At 71.2% G+C, this 17,438-nt stretch carries 17 protein-coding genes; 13 read left to right on the top strand and 4 right to left on the bottom strand.

Going from position 1 to position 17,438, the window contains the following annotated elements; genetic code table 11:
• Positions 1-96: 96 nt before the first annotated feature.
• On the top strand, positions 97-432 hold the full coding sequence (locus AC2D9U_RS18365; protein WP_484751654.1) for a hypothetical protein: 336 nt from the start codon (positions 97-99) through the stop codon (positions 430-432).
• On the opposite strand, the gene wecC is transcribed toward AC2D9U_RS18365, so the two are convergent.
• The gene (gene wecC, locus AC2D9U_RS18360; RefSeq protein WP_484751653.1) at positions 433-1,668 is read right to left on the bottom strand and encodes a UDP-N-acetyl-D-mannosamine dehydrogenase; all 1,236 of its coding nucleotides are present in this window, start codon (positions 1,666-1,668) and stop codon (positions 433-435) included.
• A gap of 110 nt (positions 1,669-1,778) precedes the next feature.
• Between wecC and AC2D9U_RS18355 the strand changes: the two genes are divergently transcribed.
• From AC2D9U_RS18355 to AC2D9U_RS18320, 8 genes are read left to right on the top strand one after another with little or no spacing between them, the layout of a single operon-like run.
• Positions 1,779-2,708 carry an alpha/beta hydrolase gene (locus AC2D9U_RS18355; protein WP_484751652.1) on the top strand — a complete coding sequence of 310 codons (930 nt, stop codon included), beginning with the start codon at positions 1,779-1,781 and terminating at the stop codon, positions 2,706-2,708.
• Between the two features lie 31 nt (positions 2,709-2,739).
• Complete coding sequence (locus tag AC2D9U_RS18350) at positions 2,740-3,741, top strand: tripartite tricarboxylate transporter substrate-binding protein (protein WP_484751651.1); 1,002 nt, start codon at positions 2,740-2,742, stop codon at positions 3,739-3,741.
• Positions 3,741-4,259: a tripartite tricarboxylate transporter TctB family protein gene (locus tag AC2D9U_RS18345; RefSeq protein WP_484751650.1), complete on the top strand. Its 519-nt coding sequence runs from the start codon at positions 3,741-3,743 to the stop codon at positions 4,257-4,259. The genes AC2D9U_RS18350 and AC2D9U_RS18345 overlap by 1 nt, the downstream gene beginning before the upstream one ends.
• Positions 4,259-5,761 carry a tripartite tricarboxylate transporter permease gene (locus AC2D9U_RS18340; protein ID WP_484751649.1) on the top strand — a complete coding sequence of 501 codons (1,503 nt, stop codon included), beginning with the start codon at positions 4,259-4,261 and terminating at the stop codon, positions 5,759-5,761. The genes AC2D9U_RS18345 and AC2D9U_RS18340 overlap by 1 nt, the downstream gene beginning before the upstream one ends.
• 14 nt (positions 5,762-5,775) lie before the next feature.
• Positions 5,776-7,053 carry an LVIVD repeat-containing protein gene (locus AC2D9U_RS18335; RefSeq protein WP_484751648.1) on the top strand — a complete coding sequence of 426 codons (1,278 nt, stop codon included), beginning with the start codon at positions 5,776-5,778 and terminating at the stop codon, positions 7,051-7,053.
• Positions 7,050-7,706, top strand: coding sequence for a molybdate ABC transporter substrate-binding protein (locus AC2D9U_RS18330; protein ID WP_484751647.1), 657 nt, complete (start codon positions 7,050-7,052; stop codon positions 7,704-7,706). Before AC2D9U_RS18335 ends, AC2D9U_RS18330 begins: the two co-directional genes overlap by 4 nt.
• A 37-nt stretch (positions 7,707-7,743) precedes the next feature.
• Positions 7,744-8,721 carry an aldo/keto reductase gene (locus AC2D9U_RS18325; protein ID WP_484751646.1) on the top strand — a complete coding sequence of 326 codons (978 nt, stop codon included), beginning with the start codon at positions 7,744-7,746 and terminating at the stop codon, positions 8,719-8,721.
• Positions 8,722-8,760: 39 nt separating this feature from the next.
• Positions 8,761-9,420 carry an MBL fold metallo-hydrolase gene (locus tag AC2D9U_RS18320; RefSeq protein WP_484751645.1) on the top strand — a complete coding sequence of 220 codons (660 nt, stop codon included), beginning with the start codon at positions 8,761-8,763 and terminating at the stop codon, positions 9,418-9,420.
• Between the two features lie 3 nt (positions 9,421-9,423).
• Here the strand turns inward: AC2D9U_RS18320 and AC2D9U_RS18315 are convergent, their stop codons facing one another.
• The 3 genes from AC2D9U_RS18315 to AC2D9U_RS18305 all read right to left on the bottom strand — a co-directional run bounded on the left by AC2D9U_RS18315 (position 9,424) and on the right by AC2D9U_RS18305 (position 13,573).
• Entirely contained in the window at positions 9,424-10,605 is a 1,182-nt protein-coding gene (locus AC2D9U_RS18315) for a divergent polysaccharide deacetylase family protein (RefSeq protein WP_484751644.1), read from the bottom strand.
• Between the two features lie 19 nt (positions 10,606-10,624).
• On the bottom strand, positions 10,625-12,115 hold the full coding sequence (locus AC2D9U_RS18310; protein ID WP_484751643.1) for a S41 family peptidase: 1,491 nt from the start codon (positions 12,113-12,115) through the stop codon (positions 10,625-10,627).
• A 120-nt stretch (positions 12,116-12,235) separates the two neighbouring features.
• Entirely contained in the window at positions 12,236-13,573 is a 1,338-nt protein-coding gene (locus tag AC2D9U_RS18305) for a murein hydrolase activator EnvC family protein (protein WP_484751642.1), read from the bottom strand.
• A 170-nt stretch (positions 13,574-13,743) separates the two neighbouring features.
• Here AC2D9U_RS18305 and AC2D9U_RS18300 point away from each other — a divergent pair, with 170 nt between their 5' ends.
• The 4 genes from AC2D9U_RS18300 to cynS all read left to right on the top strand — a co-directional run bounded on the left by AC2D9U_RS18300 (position 13,744) and on the right by cynS (position 17,348).
• The gene (locus AC2D9U_RS18300) at positions 13,744-15,102 is read left to right on the top strand and encodes a CmpA/NrtA family ABC transporter substrate-binding protein (RefSeq protein ID WP_484751641.1); all 1,359 of its coding nucleotides are present in this window, start codon (positions 13,744-13,746) and stop codon (positions 15,100-15,102) included.
• A 3-nt stretch (positions 15,103-15,105) separates the two neighbouring features.
• Positions 15,106-15,954 carry a nitrate ABC transporter permease gene (gene ntrB, locus AC2D9U_RS18295; protein ID WP_484751640.1) on the top strand — a complete coding sequence of 283 codons (849 nt, stop codon included), beginning with the start codon at positions 15,106-15,108 and terminating at the stop codon, positions 15,952-15,954.
• A gap of 64 nt (positions 15,955-16,018) precedes the next feature.
• A complete protein-coding gene (locus AC2D9U_RS18290) occupies positions 16,019-16,852 on the top strand; it encodes an ABC transporter ATP-binding protein (RefSeq protein WP_484751639.1) in 834 nt (277 codons plus the stop codon).
• A 13-nt stretch (positions 16,853-16,865) separates the two neighbouring features.
• Entirely contained in the window at positions 16,866-17,348 is a 483-nt protein-coding gene (gene cynS / locus AC2D9U_RS18285; RefSeq protein WP_484751638.1) for a cyanase, read from the top strand.
• The last annotated feature ends 90 nt before the right edge of the window (positions 17,349-17,438 follow it).

Genomic DNA, 17,438 nt, shown 5'->3' with positions numbered 1-17,438 from the left:
GCATAGCAATCGACCCGCCCGGAGATAGGCCCTTGCTCGGCGGCGTTAGAGAACATATATAGAACATACAATCCCCGCCGCTTGGAGCCGCGCCCCATGGCCGCCCGCAAACCCGCCCGCCTTCGCCCCACCGACGCCGCGCTGCTGCGGCTGCTCGCCCTGGCCGCCAAGGGCGTCACGCCCAGCCGCATGGCGCGGGAGGTGGAGCTGATCGTCGCCGAGTGGCAGCGCGCCGAGGAATCCGACCCGCTGGCGACGAAGGAGTGGCTGGACGAACTCTGCGAGCAGATCGCCGCGGGCGTCGCCGATGCCGAGGAGCAGGTGGCTGACGCCGATACCAGCGAGCCCGCCGCGGTGAAGCAGGCCGGCATCACACTGGCCGCCTTGGTCGCCACCCATGATGCGGCCAATCGGGCGCGCGCCTCGCTGTAACTACGGCGCCGCCAGCAGCCCCACGCTGTCCACCACCGCGTGGTCCTTCAGCGCGGCGGCGTCGAGCGCGTGGAAGGCCCGGTGCGCCACCAGGATCGCGACGATGCGTGACTCCGCCAGCGCCCGCGCCAGCGGCACGAGCGTGACGTTGGGCAGCGTGACGAGGGCGGGCGGGAGGGCGGCCAGCATCGGCTCGACCACCAGCACCTCCAGCCCGCAAGCCGCGAGGCGCTGCACCACCGCCAGCGCCGGGCTGCCGCGCAGATCCTCCACATCCGGCTTGTAGCTCAGGCCGAGGCAGGCGACCCGCCGGCTGCCCAGCGCTGCCGCCGCCGCCGCCACCTGCGCGGCGACCGAAGCGGGGCGCGCATCGTTGATCTCGCGCGCCAGGCGGATCAACCGCGCTTCCTCCGGCGCGCCCTCGACCAGGAACCAGGGATCGACGGCGATGCAATGCCCGCCCACGCCGGGCCCCGGGCGCAGGACGTGGACGCGCGGATGGCGGTTGGCGAGCGCGATGGCGTGCCAGGGGTCGATGCCATGCCGCGCGCAGATCGCCGCCGCCTCATTGGCGAAGGCGATGTTCACGTCGCGGAAGGCGTTCTCCAGCAGCTTCACCGCCTCGGCCGTGCGCGCATCGGTCAGCAGCGCGGCCCCCGTGGAGAAGCTGGCGTAGAGCGCGGCGGCGCGCTGCGCGCAGGCGGGGGTCAGGCCGCCGATGATGCGGTCATTCGCCACGATCTCGGCCAGCATGCGCCCGGGCAGCACGCGCTCGGGGCAATGGGCGAGGTGCACGCAGCCTTCGCCCTGGTCGGGCAGCAGAAGATCCGGCCGCGCGGTGGCCAGGGCGCGCGCCAGCCGCTCGGTCGTGCCGATCGGCACGGTCGATTCCAGGATCACCGTGTCGCCCGGGCGCAGCAGCGGTGCCAGCGCCGCCATCGCCGCATCGACATGCGCGAGATCCGCCCCCTGGGCATCGTTCAGCGGCGTCGGCACGGCGATGATGTGGTACGCGGCCTCGGCCGGCGCGGCCTGCACGCGCAGCGCCCCGGTGGCGAGTGCGGCGGCGAGCAGCATGTCGAGATCGGGTTCGCGGAACTGCGCCGCGCCGGTGGCGAGTGTGGCGCGCACCGCCGGCGCCGTGTCGCAGCCGATCACCTCATGGCCGCGGCTGGCCAGCGTCACCGCCGTGGGCAGGCCGACATAGCCCAGCCCGATCACGGTCACCCTGCTCATGCCACGCCCCTGCTCCCTTCGCGCGCCACAGAGTGTCGCCGCTTGACCTCGGGCGGCAATGCCACCAGCCTATTTTGCAATCGATTGGAGGAAATCAGGTGGATCGGGGCATGGACCAAGCCATTGCCGGGACCGAGCACTGGACGCAGAAGGGCGATGTGCGCCTGTTCCTCTGGCGCAAGGGGGCCGAGCGCGGCGTGGAGGCCACGCGCGGCACGATCCTCTTCGTGCATGGCTCCTCCATGGCCTCCCAGCCGACCTTCGACCTGCAGGTGCCGGGCATCCCCGATGCCTCGGCGATGGATGTCTTCGTCCGCCTTGGCTACGAATGCTGGTGCGTGGACATGGAAGGCTATGGCCGTTCCTCCAAGCATCGCGCCATCACCTGCGACATCGCCAATGGCGCCGACGACCTGGAAGCGGCGAGCAGCCACATCCTCTCGCACAATGGCGGCCGCAAGCTGCTGGTCTATGGCATCTCCTCGGGCGCGTTGCGCGCGGCGCTCTTCGCGGCGCGCCACCCCGAGCGCGTGGCGCGCCTGGCGCTGGATGCCTTCGTCTGGACCGGCGCGGGCAGCCCCACCCTGGCGGAGCGGACGAAGAAACTGCCCGGCTACATCGCGGGCGGGCTGCGCCGGCCGATCGATCGTGACTTCGTGCGCTCCATCTTCACGCGCGACCATCCGGGCACGGGCGATGAGCGGCTGGTCGAGGCCTTCGCGGATGCCATCCTGGCGCTGGACGACAGCGTGCCGATCGGCACCTATGTCGACATGTGCCGGCATCTGCCGGTGGTGCAGCCGGAACAGATAAGCTGCCCGACGCTGATCCTGCGCGGCGAATACGACGGCATCGCGAGCTTCGAGGACCTGCTGGCCTTCTTCGCGAAGCTGCCGCATCCGGACAAGCAATTCGCCGTGATGCAGGGCATCAGCCATGCCAGCCTGCAGCAGAAGAACCGGCAGATCATGCTGCACCTGCTGGCCAATTTCTTCGCCCAGCCCGCGCCGGTCCACCCGGGCAGCGCGCCGCAGGGCTGAACATCGCCACGACAAGACGGAGGACCGGACCATGCAGACTCCCCTGATGACGCGCCGCGCCGCGCTCACCGGCCTGGCCGGTGCCGCGATGGCGCCCGGCCTTGCCGCCGCGCAGGCCGCCTTCCCGGCGCGCAACTTCCGCGTCGTGATCCCGACAGGCCAGGGGGGCGGGGCGGATCGTCTCGCGCGCAGCTTCGACGATGGCTGGTCGAAGCTGCTCAATGGCCGGCAGTTCGAATACGAATTCCACGCCGGCGCGGCGGGGCAGGTGGGCTACGAGCTCTTCGTCCAGCGCCGCGACGCCGACGCCTACAACCTGCTCTTCGGCAATATGGGGCCGGAGATGATCATGTATGCGCTGCAGCGCCCGCGCTTCCGCTTCCCCGAGGACATCTCCTATTTCTGCCGCATCGACATCGATGATTCGGCGATCTATGTGCGCGAGAATTCGCCCTTCCGCCGCGTCGAGGATATCGTCGCGGAAGCCAAACGTCGCCCGGTGAATGTCGCGGTCAGCCGCATCCCGCACCCGGCCTCGATCGGCATGCTCGCCCTGGGTGAGGCGCAGGGCGCGCGCTTCAACCTGATTCCCTATGGCGGCGGCAGCCCCACCATGGTCGCGGTGATGAGCGGCGAGGCGGAAGTGGGCGCGCTGCCGGTCTCGGGCCTCACGGCGCAGGCCGGGCGGCTCAAGGTGCTGGGCGTCTTCGCGCGGGAGAATGTGGTGGCGCGCCTGACCGACAACGCGCCGACCATCAACCAGGTCTTCGGCACCACCATACCCGATCTCTATTCCTCGCGTTCCTGGGCCATCCATACCCGCGCCATCGACCGCTTCCCGGACCGCTTCCGCCTGCTCGAGGAAACCGCCGCGCGCGTCTTCAACGACCAGGATTTCCGCGCCGCCCTGGCGCGCGCCGGCCAGCCGGATGAGACGGTGCGCTTCGGCAACCGCGCGCTCTGCACCGAATACGCGCTGGGCATGATCGAACTGGCGAACCGCTACCGCCAGCAGCTTTCCGCGCAACGCTGATGCCGGGCCAGCCGCCGCGCGGGGCGCGCAAGCCGGTCGGGCAGGAGCTGATCATCCCCGCCATGGCCGTGGGCTTCACCGCCTACTACTTCTGGACGGTGACCGAGCTGGCCTGGGAGGCGAAGGCGAACGGCATCGTCATCGGGGGCGTGCTGCTGGTGCTGGTCGGCCTGCTCTGCCTGCGCATCGGCGTGCGGATGGCGCGCGGCGAGGTCAGCCTGCGCGCCACGCTGGGCGGCGATCCGGCGACGGATCGCGTGCGGCTGATGCTGCTGGGCCTCTGCGTCGCCTTCCTGGTGGCGCTGCCGCTGCTGGGCACCACCATCGCCCTGGCGCTGATGCTCTTCGCCTGCATGTGGGTGCTGGGCGCGCGGCATTGGCCGACGCTGATCGGCGTGTCGGTGATCACGCCGCTGCTGGTCTGGGCGACGCTGGTGCTCGGGCTCGGCACGCGCTTCCCGGCCGGCTTCTTCGAACAGGCCATGGGCGCGCTCTTCGGCCTCGGGGGCGGTGACTGATGGAGCTTGACCTCGGCACCATCGCCGATCTCTTCGGCCGTTCCTTCGGCCTGTGGTGGGCGATCATCCCGGGGATCGCGCTCGGCCTCGTGGTCGGCGTGCTGCCGGGCTTCTCGCCGCAGAACACGCTGATCATCCTGCTGCCGGTGACCCTCGCGGTGGATGTCGAGGCCGCGCTCGCCTTCATGATCTCGCTCTACTGCGCGAACCATCTCTCGGGCGGCATCCCGGCCATCCTGGTGAACATCCCCGGCAGCGGTGGGGCGGCGGCGACCTGCATCGACGGCTACCAGATGACCAAGAAGGGCCAGGCGCAGCAGGCGCTGGTGCTCTCCTTCGTCGCGTCCGTCGCGGGGGGCTTGATCACCTCGGTCGCGGTGCTGGCGATCCTGCCCTATCTCGCGCAGGTCGGGCTGCTGCTGCGCTCGGTCGAGATGGTGGTCATCATCCTCTTCGGCCTCACGCTGATCGCCGTGCTGGCGGCGAAGGACATGCTGAAGGGCCTGATCGGCGGCATGTTCGGCCTGATGCTGGGCGCGATCGGCACCGACCAGGTCTATTCCACGCCGCGCGCCACCTTCGGCTTCCTCGAACTCTATGACGGGCTGCCGCTGGTGCCGGTGCTGATCGGGCTGTTCGCCGTCAGCGAATGCCTCGTCATGCTCGAGGAGAAGTTCGACAGCACCAAGCCCGCCGTCACGCAGCGCCCGCAATGGGCGGATACGATCGACGGCCTGTGGATGTGCGTGAAGTACTGGTGGCAGATCGTCTGGACCGCCTTCCTGGGCCTCGTCGTCGGCGTGATCCCCGGCGCGGGCGCCTATATCGCGAGTTTCGTCGCCTATCAGCAGTCGCGGCTCTTCTCGAAGACGCCCGAGCTTTACGGCACGGGCTTCCCGCCCGGCGTCATCGCGCCCGAGAGTGCGAACAACGGCGTGACCTCCGGCACGCTGGTGCCGACCATGGCGATCGGCGTGCCGGGTGGCTCCACCGCCGCGGTGATGATGATCGTGCTGCAATACCAGGGCATCGTGGTCGGCCCGCGCCTGTTCCAGGAGCAGCCGCAGATCGCCTATGGCGTCTTCGTCATGATGACGGTCGCCTACATCCTGATGATCCCGCTGATCCTGCCGATGGCGCGCTATGCCTCGAAGGTGGTGAGCGTGCCGGTGCACATCATCGTGCCGCTGATCCTGGGCCTGACCGTGGTCGGCGCCTTCGCGGATCGCGAATACATCTTCGACATGGCTCTTGCCCTTGCTTTCGGCGTGATCGGCTACATCGCGGTGAAAACGAACTACCACGTCACCTCGATCCTGATCGGCGTGCTGCTCGGGCCCATCTTCGAACGCTACCTGCTGCGCTCGCTGCGCATCGGGCAGGGCGACATCATGGTGCTGTTCTCCTCGCCCATCGCCAATGCGCTGTGGGTGCTGCTGGTGATTTCCGTCGTCGTGCCGATCTGGCGTGAGCGCGTGCTGGCGCGCCGCGCGGCGCGTTGAACAAGGATGCTGCGATGAGTGAGGGATCGGTCTCCGCCAAGGGCATGAAGCGCCTCGCCTGGCTGGACATGCCGGGCGGCGGGCAGGTCACGGTGCAGGGCAACTACGCCTATATCGGCCACATGAAGCCGCCCCACGGCACCTCCATCGTGGATATCTCCGACCCGCGCAACCCGCGCATCGTGGCCAGCCTCGACCCGCCCTCCAACGCGTCGCACACCCACAAGGTGCGCGTGGCGGGCGACCTCATGATCACCAATGTCGAGCAGGATGACCGCCACGCGCTGCGCCGCGCGAAGCGCATCCCGCAGATCGAGGCCGAGCACCTTGCCCAGCATGGCAGGCCCATCACCGATGCGGAGCTTGCCGCCGCGATCAAGGTGAAGCCCGATTTCCTGCCGCGCGCGCGCGCCTCCCTCACCGCGCCCGCCTATGCCGAGGGCGGCTTCCGCCTGTGGGACATCGCGGACCGCACCCGCCCGCGCCTGCTGAAGCATCAGCTCACCGGCGGCATCGGCGTGCATCGTTTCGACATGGATGCGAACTACGCCTACATCTCGACCGAGATGGAGGGCTATGTCGGCAACATCCTGGTGATCTACGACCTGGCCGATCCGGCCAACCCGCGCGAGGTCTCGCGCTGGCACATGCCGGGCCAGCACATCGCGGCCGGCGAGGTGCCGACCTGGCAGGGCCAGCAGCATCGCCTGCACCATACCCTGCGAGAGGGCGACACGCTCTGGGCCGCGGTGTGGTATGCCGGCATCCGCGCCATCGACGTGACCGACATCACGAAGCCCCGCACCATCGGCGAGTATCGCTACCACCCGCCCTTCCCCGAACCCACGCACACCATCATGCGCGTGCCCTTCCCAGTTGCCGGGCGGCAGATCGCGGTCGGCGTGGATGAGGAACATGAACACACGCCCGGCCAGCTGCATGGCGGGCTCTGGGTCTTCGATGTCGCGGATCCCGCGCGCATCCAGCCGCTCTCGATGTGGCACCTCAGCGAGGCCGGCAACCCCTATCTGCACACGGGCGATCGTTTCGGCGCGCACCAGTTCCAGGAATGCATGCACGACACCTGCCTCTACACCGCCTGGTTCGCGGGGGGCTTGCGCGTGATCGACATCGCCGACCCCACCGCGCCCACCGAGGTCGCGCACTGGCTCGCCGAGCCGCCGCCGGGCCAGACCAGCCCGCAATGCAACGATGTCGACACGGACGGCCAGGGGCTGGTCTATCTGCTCGACCGCAATCGTGGCTTCGAGATCCTGGAGCGCACGGCGTGAAGCTGTTCTTCTGCGGCGCGGTGAAGACCGCGCTGGAGCATGAATCCTGGCCTGGCGAGATTTCCTGGGGCACGGTCGGCGCGCTGCGCGATCGCGTGCTGGCGGGTGAGCGGCCGGGCGTGATCATCGTCAGCGACGCGGCGCTCGACCAGCTTGCCGATCACGGCCTGCTCGTGCCCGGCACACGGCTCTCCATGGGCCAGACCGCCACGGGGCTGGCCATCCGCGACGGCGCGCGGCGCCGGCCCATCGGCAACGCGCAGGAACTGCGCACCGCGCTGCTGACCTGCGAGAGCATCGCCTGGGCCGATGGCAGCAGCGGCGCCACGGCGGGCAAGCATTTCGAGGCGGTGGTCGCGCAGCTTGGCATCATGGCGGAATTGCTGCCCAAGGCCACGCTGGTGCGCTTCGGCGTCGAGGCCGTGGCGGCGTGCAGCCGCGGCGAGGTCGAGCTTGCGGTCAGCCAGTCGACCGAGATCGTGGGCCGGCCGGGTGTCTCGCTGCTCGGCCCCTTTCCGGCACCCTTCGCGCTCTCCACCGGCTATTCGGCCGCCATCGTCGAGGACAGCGCGGGCGCGCGCGGCGTGATGGCGCGCCTCGCCACGCCGGCCACGCGCGCCGCGCTGGACGCCATCGGTTTCACCAACCCCTGATCCCCCGACCCCTGTCCCGGAGCCCGCCATGAAAGCCATGACCCAGCGTCGCCTCGGCGCCCGCGGCCCGATGATCCCGGCCATCGGGCTGGGCTGCATGTCGCTCTCCGGCGTCTATGGCGATGCGGATGACGCGGCCTCGATCGCGCTGATCCACCACGCCATCGCGATCGGCGCCAACCACCTCGACAGCTCCGACATGTATGGCTGGGGCCACAATGAGGAGGTGATCGGCAAGGCGCTGCAGGGGCGGCGGGGCGAGGTCTTCCTGGCCAGCAAGTTCGGCCAGATCAGGCGCGAGGGCGGCGGCAATGGCGTGGATGGCTCGGCCGCCTATGTGCAGCAGGCCTGCGAGGCGAGCCTGAAGCGGCTCGGCACCGATGTGATCGACCTCTACTACCAGCACCGCGTCGATCCGAACGTGCCGGTGGAGGAGACGGTGGGCGCCATGGCGCGGCTGGTGGAGCAGGGCAAGGTGCGCTTCCTCGGTCTGTCGGAAGCCAACCCCGAGCGCATCCGCCGCGCCCATGCCGTGCACCCCATCGCCGCGGTGCAGACCGAGTATTCGCTGCTCTACCGTACCGAGGCGGAGGAGACGCGCGCGGTGACACGCGACCTCGGCATCGCCTTCGTCGCCTATGCGCCGCTGGGGCGCGGCTTCCTGACGGGCGCGATCACGGACCTGGCCGCGGTGGGCGGGCGGCGCGCGCAGCATCCGCGCTTCCTGCCGGAGAATTTCGACCACAACCGCGCGCTGGTGCTGAAGATCGAGGCGATGGCGAAGGCCAAGGGCTGCACCCCCGCGCAGCTCGCCCTCGCCTGGCTGCTGGCGCAGGGTGAGGATGTGGTGGCGATTCCCGGCACGCGGAACCCGGCGCGGCTCGATGAGAATGTCGGCGCGCTGCAGGTGCTGCTGAGCGGCGAGGAGATCGCGAGCATCGACGCCGCCATCCCGCGCGGGGCGGCCGCCGGCACGCGCTACCCCGCCGGCGGGATGAAGGGCGTGTATATCTGAGCGGTTGACGCGCGCGCTGCGCTTGGGCACCTGCCTGCCATGCCCAAGCTCCAAGCCGCCCAGATTTCCGTCACGCCCTTCCAGCAGAACTGCGCCCTGATCTGGGATGCGGAGAGCCAGCGCGGCACGGTCATCGACCCGGGCGGCGACGTGCCGCGCATTTTGGCAGCGATCCAACGCGCCGGCTGCACCATCGACAACATCCTGCTCACCCACGGCCACCTGGACCATGCCGGCGGCGCGGCCGAGTTGAAGGCGGCGCTGGAGACGGCGCAGGGCGCGAAGGTGCCGGTGCAGGGCCCGCATCGCGACGACCTGCCGCTGCTCCAGGCCATTCCCGCCCAGGCCGCGCAATACGGCATGGACGGCATGGCGAGCGTCACGCCCGACCAGTGGCTCGAGGAAGGCGCCGTGGTGCGGATCGCCGGGCAGGATTTCGACGTGCTGCACTGCCCCGGCCATGCGCCCGGCCATGTGGTCTTCGTCTCCCGCGCGCTCGGCTTCGCGGTGGTGGGCGATGTGCTGTTCCGCGGCTCCATCGGCCGCACCGATTTCGCCTATGGCGACCATGACGCGCTGATCGACAGCATCACGCGCAAGCTGCTGCCGCTGGGCGACGAGATGCGCTTCCTTTGCGGCCACGGCCCGGGTTCGAGCTTCGGCGAGGAACGCCGGACCAACCCCTTCCTGCCGCGGTAGTCCCTATCGCGGGCTGTCTGCCGGCCGGCGCAGCAGCACGGTGACGGGCGCGATCACGAAGCCGCGCTCCTCCAGGGTCAGCGCCCAGGCCTCCAGCGCCGCCACCACCGAGGGCACCGGGTCGCCCGCCAGGCCCAGCGCCGAGCCGTTCTGCGTCGCCAGCGCCTCCAGCTCCGCGAGCCGGCGCATGACCTCCGCGCGGGTGGGGGAGGGCTCGTCCAGCACCACATCCACGGCGCGGCCGAAGGCGCGGGCGGGCTGCGGGCCGCCGGGGCGGGGCTCTACGTACAACAGACCGCGCTGGGTCAGGATGGTCTGCACGCTCGCCAGCAGGTCGGCATTCTGGGCGAAGCGCTCGCCGCGCATCGAGCCCTCGGCGCCGATCGCGCCCACCTGGCCCTGGATGCGCGCCAGCGCCCAGTCGAGCCGTTCCAGGTTCTCGCCGATCGACAGCCCCGTCAGCAGCGCGCGGTCGCCCGGATCGGCCCTGGTGCCGAAGCCCGCGGGTTCCAGCGGCAGGGCGCTGAGCAGTTCCATCCCGCGCGCCCGGGCGCGCTCCAGCAGCGGCTCGGGCCGCGTCGCATAGGGGCTGAAGGCCAGCGTCACGGCGCCGGGCAGGCGGCGGATGGCGTCCTCCGAATGCTGCGCGTTCAGCCCCATGCCGCCCAGGATGATGCCGATGCGCGGGCGGCGATCCTCGCGGTCGAAGGCGCGGGCATAGGTGCGGATGCTGGTGCGCCCCTCGGGTCCGAGTTGCGGCACCAGCCCCTGGCGCGTGCGTTCCAGCAGCAGCGGATCCGGCGGCGCGATGGTCGGCTCGGCCTGGGCGCGGCGCGGGGCCGGGGCGGGCGGCGGCGCGGCCAGGGGCGGCGGGGCCGGGGCGGCGGGCGGCGCGGGTGCCGCCTCGGCCTGGGGCGGGGCGGCGGGTAGGGGCGCGGCCTCGGGGGCCGCCGTGACCGGCGCCGCGGGCGGGGCGGCGGCCGGGGCAGGCGGCGCGGCGGGGGGCTCGGGCGGCGGCGCCGGGGCGGCCGGGGCCTCGGCCCGCACGGGCGGGGCCGGCGCCTCGATGGCGGCCGCGGGGGGCTCGGGCGGGCCGAGCCAGGCGAGGGTGCCGAGGGTGGCGCCGAGCACCACCGCCAGCCCCAGCCAGAAGCGGCCGAGCGCCTTGCGGGTCAGCAGGCGCACGGGGCCGCCCGGCTGCTGCTCAGCGCTGTGCCCGGCGCTGTGCCGGCGGGGCGGCGGCGATGCCGCGCAGCAATTGCAGCGCCTGCTGCAACTGGTGGTCGGTCTCGGGCTTGGTCGGGTCGAAGGCGGGCGCGCCCTCGGCCGGCATGCGGACCACGCGCTCCAGCACGCCCGCGGGCAGGCTCAGCGGCGGCAGGGGCGGCGCGGCGGGGGGCGGCGTGGCGGTGGTGCCGCTGCGCTCGCCATCATTGCGCAGCGCCCGGCGCAGATCGGCCTCGCGGTCGCGGGCCGGGGCGTTGGGGTCGGGGCGCGTGGCCAGCACCTCGATGTCCGGCTCGATGCCGGTGGCCTGGATCGAGCGGCCGGAGGGCGTGTAGTAGCGCGCCGTGGTCAGGCGGATGGCGCCGTTGCCGGGGATCGGCATCACGGTCTGCACGCTGCCCTTGCCGAAGCTCTTCACGCCCATGACGATGGCGCGGCGGTGATCCTGCAGCGCGCCGGCCACGATCTCGCTCGCACTCGCGGAGCCGGCATTGATCAGCACCACCATCGGCAGCCCTTGCGCGATGTCGCCGGCGCGCGCGTTCCAGCGCTGCGCATCCTCGGCGCGGCGGGCGCGGGTGGAGACGATCTCGCCCTGCTCGAGGAAGTCGTCCGCCACCTGGATCGACTGGTCGAGCAGCCCGCCCGGATTGTTGCGCAGGTCGAGGATCACGCCCTTGAGGTTGCCGCCCGCCTGGTTGCGCATGGCGGTGATGGCGCGGCGCAGCGCGCCCTCGGTCTGCTCGTTGAAGGCGGAGAGGCGGACATAGGCGATGTCGTTGCCCTCGAGCCGGAAGCGCGCCACCTGTGGGCGGATCACGTCGCGCGTCAGGGTGATCTCGACCGGGTTGCGCTCGCCCTCGCGGCGGATGGTCAGGCGGATGGAGCTGCCGCGCTCGCCGCGCATCTGCTCCACGGCCTCCTGCAGCGTCAGACCCTGCGTGGACTGGCCGTTGAGATGGGTGATCAGGTCGCCCGGCCGCACGCCGGCGCGCGCCGCGGGCGTGTCGTCGATGGGCGAGATGACCTTCACATAGCCGCCTTCCTGCGTCACCTCGATGCCGAGGCCGCCGAACTCGCCGCGCGTCTGCACCTGCATGTCGCGGAAGCTGCGCGGGTTCATGTAGGAGCTGTGCGGGTCGAGCCCCTGGAGCATGCCGTTGATGGCGTTCTCCACCACGTCGCGGTCGGAGACGGGCTCGACATATTCGGCGCGGATGCGCTCGAACACGTCGCCGAAGAGGTTGAGCAGGCGGTAGGTCTCGGCCCGCCCGCCATCCTGCGCCAGGGCGGCGATGGTGGGCACGGCGACGATCGGCCCGATCACCGCGCCGGCCAGGAAGGCGGCGCCGATGGCGCCATAGGTGCCGAGCCGGCGCCGGCGGGTGGGTTGTGCCGCCGCCGCCATCCCGACATGCGGCGCGCCGGTCTCCGGCATCCGTCCGCTGCGCTCGCCCTGATCCGCCATGCCTTCACCCAATCCTTGCGCGGCGCCGCGCCGGGTCGCCGTTTCGCCCATCATGCCCGCGGCCGGAGGGCCGGGGATATCCAAATCGCGTAAACCGGGGGTCTACGCCGCCATTCGCCGTCACGACCGGGCCGCGAACCAGGGGCGGGGGTCCACCGGCTGGCCGTTGCGCCGCAACTCTACATAAAGCGCGCCGTTGCCGGCGCCAGCCCCGCCCAGCACGCCGACCGGCTCCCCCGCCAGCAGGCGCTGCCCGGCCGAGGTGTCCAGCCTTTCGAGCCCGGCCAGGACGAAATGGTATCCCCCCCCGCAATCGACAATCAACAACAGCCCGAAGGACCGGAAAGGCGCGGCATAGGCGGCCCGTCCCGCGCAGGGGGAGACGACGCGCGCCCCGGGGGCGGCCGCCCAGGTCTGGCCGCGCTGCGGCCCGCCGGCCCCGGCCTCCCCCCATTGGGAGGTGATCCGCCCGGCCACCGGCAAAGCGCGGCCGCCGCTGACGGCGGGCGGCGGGGCGGCGGCGGCCTGGGCCGGTGGGGCGGGCGGGGCAGGACGGGCGGGTTCGGGCGCCCGGCGGGCGCGGGCCTCCTCGGCGGCGCGGCGGGCGGCGGCTTCTTCCGCCGCGCGTCGGCTGGCGGCTTCCTCCGCAAGGCGCCTCTCCCGCGCCTCCTCGGCCGCCCGGCGCGCGGCCTCGGCGGCGCGCAGTGCGGCATTGGCGCGTTCCTCGGCGGCGCGGCGGGCGCGCTCGCGCTCCAGCCTTTGCAGCATCTCGGCGATGTCGCTGGCGCGGGCGGCGGCCTCGGCGGCGCGGCTCGCCGCCTGTTCCTCCTGCGCCTCAGCCGCACCCCGGCGGCGGCGGGCCTCTTCCAGCTCGGCCTCCACAGCCGCCTCGGCGGCGCGGGCTTGCTGCTCGGCCCGGCGCAGCCCGGCTTCCTCCTGCGCCGCCTCGGCCTCGGCCAGGGCGGCCGCAAGCTGGGCGGCGCGCAGCCCGGCGGCCTCGCGTTCCAGCGTCTGGGCCAGGGCGCGCAGCACCGCGACACCGCGCAGCGCCTCGGCCGGCGGGGCGAGCGTGGCGAGCAGCGTCTCGGCCGGATACATCGACAGGCGCAGCATGAAGGGCAGCAGCGGGCGCAGCGCGGCGGCACGCTCGGCCACCGCCGCCGACGCCGCGGCACCCTGCTGGCGGGCGGCCTGCAGGCGGTCACGCGCGGCCAGCACCTCGGCCTCCGCGGCCAAGGCGAGGCGCGCGGCCTGGACGCGGCGGTCGGCCAAGCGCAGCTCGGCCTCGGCGGCGTCGCGCAGCCGGGCGGCGGCGGCCTCGGCGGCCTCCTGGCGTGCCTCGGCCTGGCGCTCGGCCTCACGCAGCGCGCGCGGGGTGGGCGTGGGGGCCTGTCCCTGGGCGGCGGCCAGGCCCGGAAGCAGCAGCAGCGCGAGCAGGGTCGGGCGAAGGGCGGGCACGAGCAAGGCGTAGCATCGCGACTCGCCGCTTGGCCAGTTGGTGGCGTGTATATGCCTATTCGGCAGGCAGTTTTGGTCTGTGCGCCGATGTGCGGGGCCAATTGCCGCATTCCTGTGCGGCGGCACGGGGGTTGCAATGACGTTGGCAGCCTCGTTGCCGGGAGAACGCCATGCGCCGCCGCCTGACCGCCGATCCGCTGGATCCGAAGACCCGCCTGGGCGGCTGTGGCTGCGGCCGCCATGCCACTCCGATGGCCTGCGCCGCCGAGGGCCCCTCGACCGAGCAGGCGATGGCCGAGGTCGCGGAATCCGCCGTGCTGCGCGCCACCTTCCGCCATGGCCCGACGCGCCGCGCGCTGGTGGAGCGCTTCGGCGCCGCCACGGTGCTGGCCGCCCTTGCCTCGGTCTTCCCGCTCGACATGGCGAAGGAGGCCCTGGCGCAAGGCACCGGCGCGCCGGAGAAGCGCGACCTCAAGATCGGCTTCATCCCCATCACCTGCGCCACGCCGATCATCATGGCGCATCCGATGGGCTTCTATCAGCGCCACGGGCTGAATGTGGAGGTGATCCGCACCGCCGGCTGGGCGGTGATCCGCGATCGCGCCATCGCGCGCGAATACGACGCCGCGCACATGCTCGCCCCCATGCCGCTGGCGATGTCGCTCGGCGTCGGCGTGGCGCAGCCCATTCCCTTCGCCGTCGCCGCCATCGAGAACATCAACGGCCAGGCGATCACGCTCGCCACCAAGCACCGGGAGAGGCGCAACCCGCGCGACTGGCGCGGCTTCCGCTTCGCCGTGCCCTTCGATTTCTCGATCCACAACTACCTGCTGCGCCACTACCTGGCCGAGCATGGGCTCGACCCCGATCGCGACGTGCAGATCCGCGCCGTGCCGCCGCCCGAGATGGTCGCCAATCTCCGCGCCGACAACATCGACGGCTTCCTCGGCCCGGACCCCTTCAACCAGCGCGCGGTCTTCGACGGCGTCGGCTTCATCCACATCCTCACCAAGGAGCTGTGGGACGGCCACCCCTGCTGCGCCTTCGCCGTGCCGCGCAGCATGATCACCGACACGCCCAACACCTTCGCCGCGCTGATGCGCGCGATCGTGGAGGCCACCGCCTATTCGCAGAAGGTCGAGAACCGGCGTGAGGTGGCGGCGGCGATTGCCGGCACGAACTACCTCAACCAGCCCGAGACGGTGGTGAACCAGGTGCTGACCGGCACCTTCGCCGATGGCTTGGGCCGCGTGCAGCGCGTGCCGGACCGCATCGGCTTCGATCCCTTCCCGTGGCATTCCATGGCCATCTGGATCATGACGCAGATGCGCCGCTGGGGGCAGTTGCAGCGCGAGGTGGATTACGCGCAGGTGGCGAACCAGGTGTTCCTTGCGCTCGATGCGGGCAAGGCGATGCGCGAGCTCGGCCTGCCCGTGCCGGCCAGCCCCACGCGCACCGAGACGATCATGGGCCGCCCCTTCGACCCCGCGAACCCGGCCGCCTGGACCGAGCGCGCGATCCGCAGCTGACCCATGACAAGATCCGTTTCGGTCTGGCGCTCGGCAGGGCTGAGCCTGCTGCTGCTCGTGCTGTTCCTCGGCGCCTGGGAGATCGCGCTGCTGCCGGCGGCGAGCAGCGGGCCCGCGCTCGATCCTGAATACGCCGCCCTGCTCGGCCAGGCGGCGCAGCAGGGGCAGCAGACGGCGATGCCGGCGCCGAGCGCGATCTTCGTGCGGCTGATGGAACTGCTGGCCGATCCCTTCTATGTGCGCGGCACCAATGACCAGGGGATCGGCGTGCAGATCGCCTATTCGCTGGGGCGCGTCGGCCTGGGCTTCGGGCTGGCGGCGCTGGTGGCGATTCCGCTGGGCTTCGCCATCGGCATGTCGCCGCTGCTCAACGCCGCGCTGAACCCCTTCATCCAGGTGCTGCGGCCCGTCTCGCCACTGGCCTGGATGCCGCTGGCGCTCTACGCCATCAAGGACAGCGCGATCAGCTCGATCTTCGTGATCTTCATCTGCTCGATCTGGCCGATGCTGCTCAACACCGCCTTCGGCGTGGCGAGCACGCGGCGCGAATGGCTGAATGTCGCGCGCACGCTGGAGGCCGGGCCCTGGCGCACCGCGACGCGCATCATCCTGCCGGCCGCGGCGCCGACCATCGTGACGGGCATGCGCATCTCCATCGGCATCGCCTGGCTGGTGATCGTCGCCGCCGAGATGCTCGTGGGTGGGACGGGCATCGGCTACTGGGTGTGGAACCAGTGGAACAACCTCTCCATCGCGGACATCGTCATCGCGATCCTGATGATCGGGCTGGTGGGGCTGCTGCTTGATCGGCTGCTCGGCCTGCTGGCGCGCGCCGTGGCCTGGGCGGAGTGATGATCATGATCGCAGCCCGCAGGGCCGAGCGGCCGAACGGCTGCCCCTTGAGGACACCGAAATGATGGAACGTCCTGACGTTTCCGTCGAAGGCATCGCGCGCCGCTTCGGCAGCACCACGGTGTTCGAGGATGTGTGGTTCTCCGTCGCGCGCGGGGAGTTCGTCTGCCTCGTCGGCCATTCGGGATGCGGCAAGACGACGATCCTGAACATCCTCGCCGGGCTCGATGCGCCCGATGCGGGGGCGATGATCGTGGGCGGGCAGGAGATCACCGGCCCCTCGCTCGATCGCGCGGTGATCTTCCAGTCGCATGCGCTGATGCCCTGGATGAGTGCCGCCGGCAACGTCGCCTTCGCGCTCGCCTGCCGCCATCCCGGCTGGACGCGCGCGCAATGCCTGGAGGAAGCGCGCGCGGCGCTGGCGCGCGTCGGCTTGGCGCATGCCGCGGATCGCAAGCCCGCGCAGCTTTCGGGCGGGATGAAGCAGCGCGTGGGCATCGCCCGCGCCCTCGCGATCAGGCCGAAGATCCTGCTGATGGACGAGCCCTTCTCCGCGCTTGATGCGCTGACGCGCGGCGCGCTGCAGGAGGAAGTCTCGCGGCTGGTGACGGAGGCGGAGCAGACCGGCTTCATGATCACGCATGACGTGGACGAGGCCATTCTGCTCGCGGATCGGATCCTGCTGATGTCGAACGGCCCCGGCGCGCGCATCGCCGAGGTGGTGGTGAACACGCTGCCCCGCCCGCGCACGCGCGCCAACCTGCACCACATGCCCGGCTACCACGCGCTGCGCGACCATGTGCTGGACTTTCTCATCACGCGCTCGCGCGAATTCTCTGCCGCCAGCCCGCCGCCGGGCTGGTCGCCGCGCGCCGTGCCCGAACATAGACCTGCCTGAAGGAGCAATGCCCATGACCCGTGCCGAACTCACCGAGAAGATCCTCGACATCAAGCGCGAGAAGGATTGGTCCTGGAAATACATCTCCGAGGAGATCGGCGGCATGTCGCCGACCCTGGTGGTGGGCGCGCTGCTCGGCCAGATGAAGCTGGTGAAGCCGTTGGCCGCCAAGGCGCAGGCCCTGTTCGGGCTCAGCGATGTGGAGGCGCGGATGCTCAACGAGGTGCCCTATCGCGGCACCCCCATGCCCCCCACCGATCCGCTGATCTACCGCTTCTACGAGATGGTGATGGTCAACGGCCCGGCCTGGAAGGCGCTGATCGAGGAGGAGTTCGGCGATGGCATCATGTCCGCCATCGATTTCGACTTCGACTTCGAGCGCGTGGCCAACCCCAAGGGCGACCGCGTGAAGATCACCATGTCCGGCAAGTTCCTGCCCTACAAATACTACGGCAATGAGCAGGGCATCCCCGACTACGGCTACAAGGAAGCCTAGGACCTGTGGACACTTGGGCTGCGGGCGCATCCGCCGGTGCTTTTCCGTGCTGGGCGCGTTGGCCATGCTCGCCGATGGATAGCCATCGGC

Source organism: Roseomonas sp. TF40, from assembly GCF_057219975.1.
The sequence above is the reverse complement of the archived record's forward strand: the minus strand, read 5'-3'. Positions and strand labels throughout refer to the sequence as shown.

Coding starts and splice junctions, on each gene's coding strand:
- AC2D9U_RS18365 (WP_484751654.1), top strand. CDS start 97: ATGGCCGCCCGCAAACCCGCCCGCCTTCGCCCCACCGACGCCGCGCTG.
- wecC (WP_484751653.1), bottom strand. CDS start 1,668: ATGAGCAGGGTGACCGTGATCGGGCTGGGCTATGTCGGCCTGCCCACG.
- AC2D9U_RS18355 (WP_484751652.1), top strand. CDS start 1,779: ATGGACCAAGCCATTGCCGGGACCGAGCACTGGACGCAGAAGGGCGAT.
- AC2D9U_RS18350 (WP_484751651.1), top strand. CDS start 2,740: ATGCAGACTCCCCTGATGACGCGCCGCGCCGCGCTCACCGGCCTGGCC.
- AC2D9U_RS18345 (WP_484751650.1), top strand. CDS start 3,741: ATGCCGGGCCAGCCGCCGCGCGGGGCGCGCAAGCCGGTCGGGCAGGAG.
- AC2D9U_RS18340 (WP_484751649.1), top strand. CDS start 4,259: ATGGAGCTTGACCTCGGCACCATCGCCGATCTCTTCGGCCGTTCCTTC.
- AC2D9U_RS18335 (WP_484751648.1), top strand. CDS start 5,776: ATGAGTGAGGGATCGGTCTCCGCCAAGGGCATGAAGCGCCTCGCCTGG.
- AC2D9U_RS18325 (WP_484751646.1), top strand. CDS start 7,744: ATGACCCAGCGTCGCCTCGGCGCCCGCGGCCCGATGATCCCGGCCATC.
- AC2D9U_RS18320 (WP_484751645.1), top strand. CDS start 8,761: ATGCCCAAGCTCCAAGCCGCCCAGATTTCCGTCACGCCCTTCCAGCAG.
- AC2D9U_RS18310 (WP_484751643.1), bottom strand. CDS start 12,115: ATGGCGGATCAGGGCGAGCGCAGCGGACGGATGCCGGAGACCGGCGCG.
- AC2D9U_RS18300 (WP_484751641.1), top strand. CDS start 13,744: ATGCGCCGCCGCCTGACCGCCGATCCGCTGGATCCGAAGACCCGCCTG.
- ntrB (WP_484751640.1), top strand. CDS start 15,106: ATGACAAGATCCGTTTCGGTCTGGCGCTCGGCAGGGCTGAGCCTGCTG.
- AC2D9U_RS18290 (WP_484751639.1), top strand. CDS start 16,019: ATGGAACGTCCTGACGTTTCCGTCGAAGGCATCGCGCGCCGCTTCGGC.
- cynS (WP_484751638.1), top strand. CDS start 16,866: ATGACCCGTGCCGAACTCACCGAGAAGATCCTCGACATCAAGCGCGAG.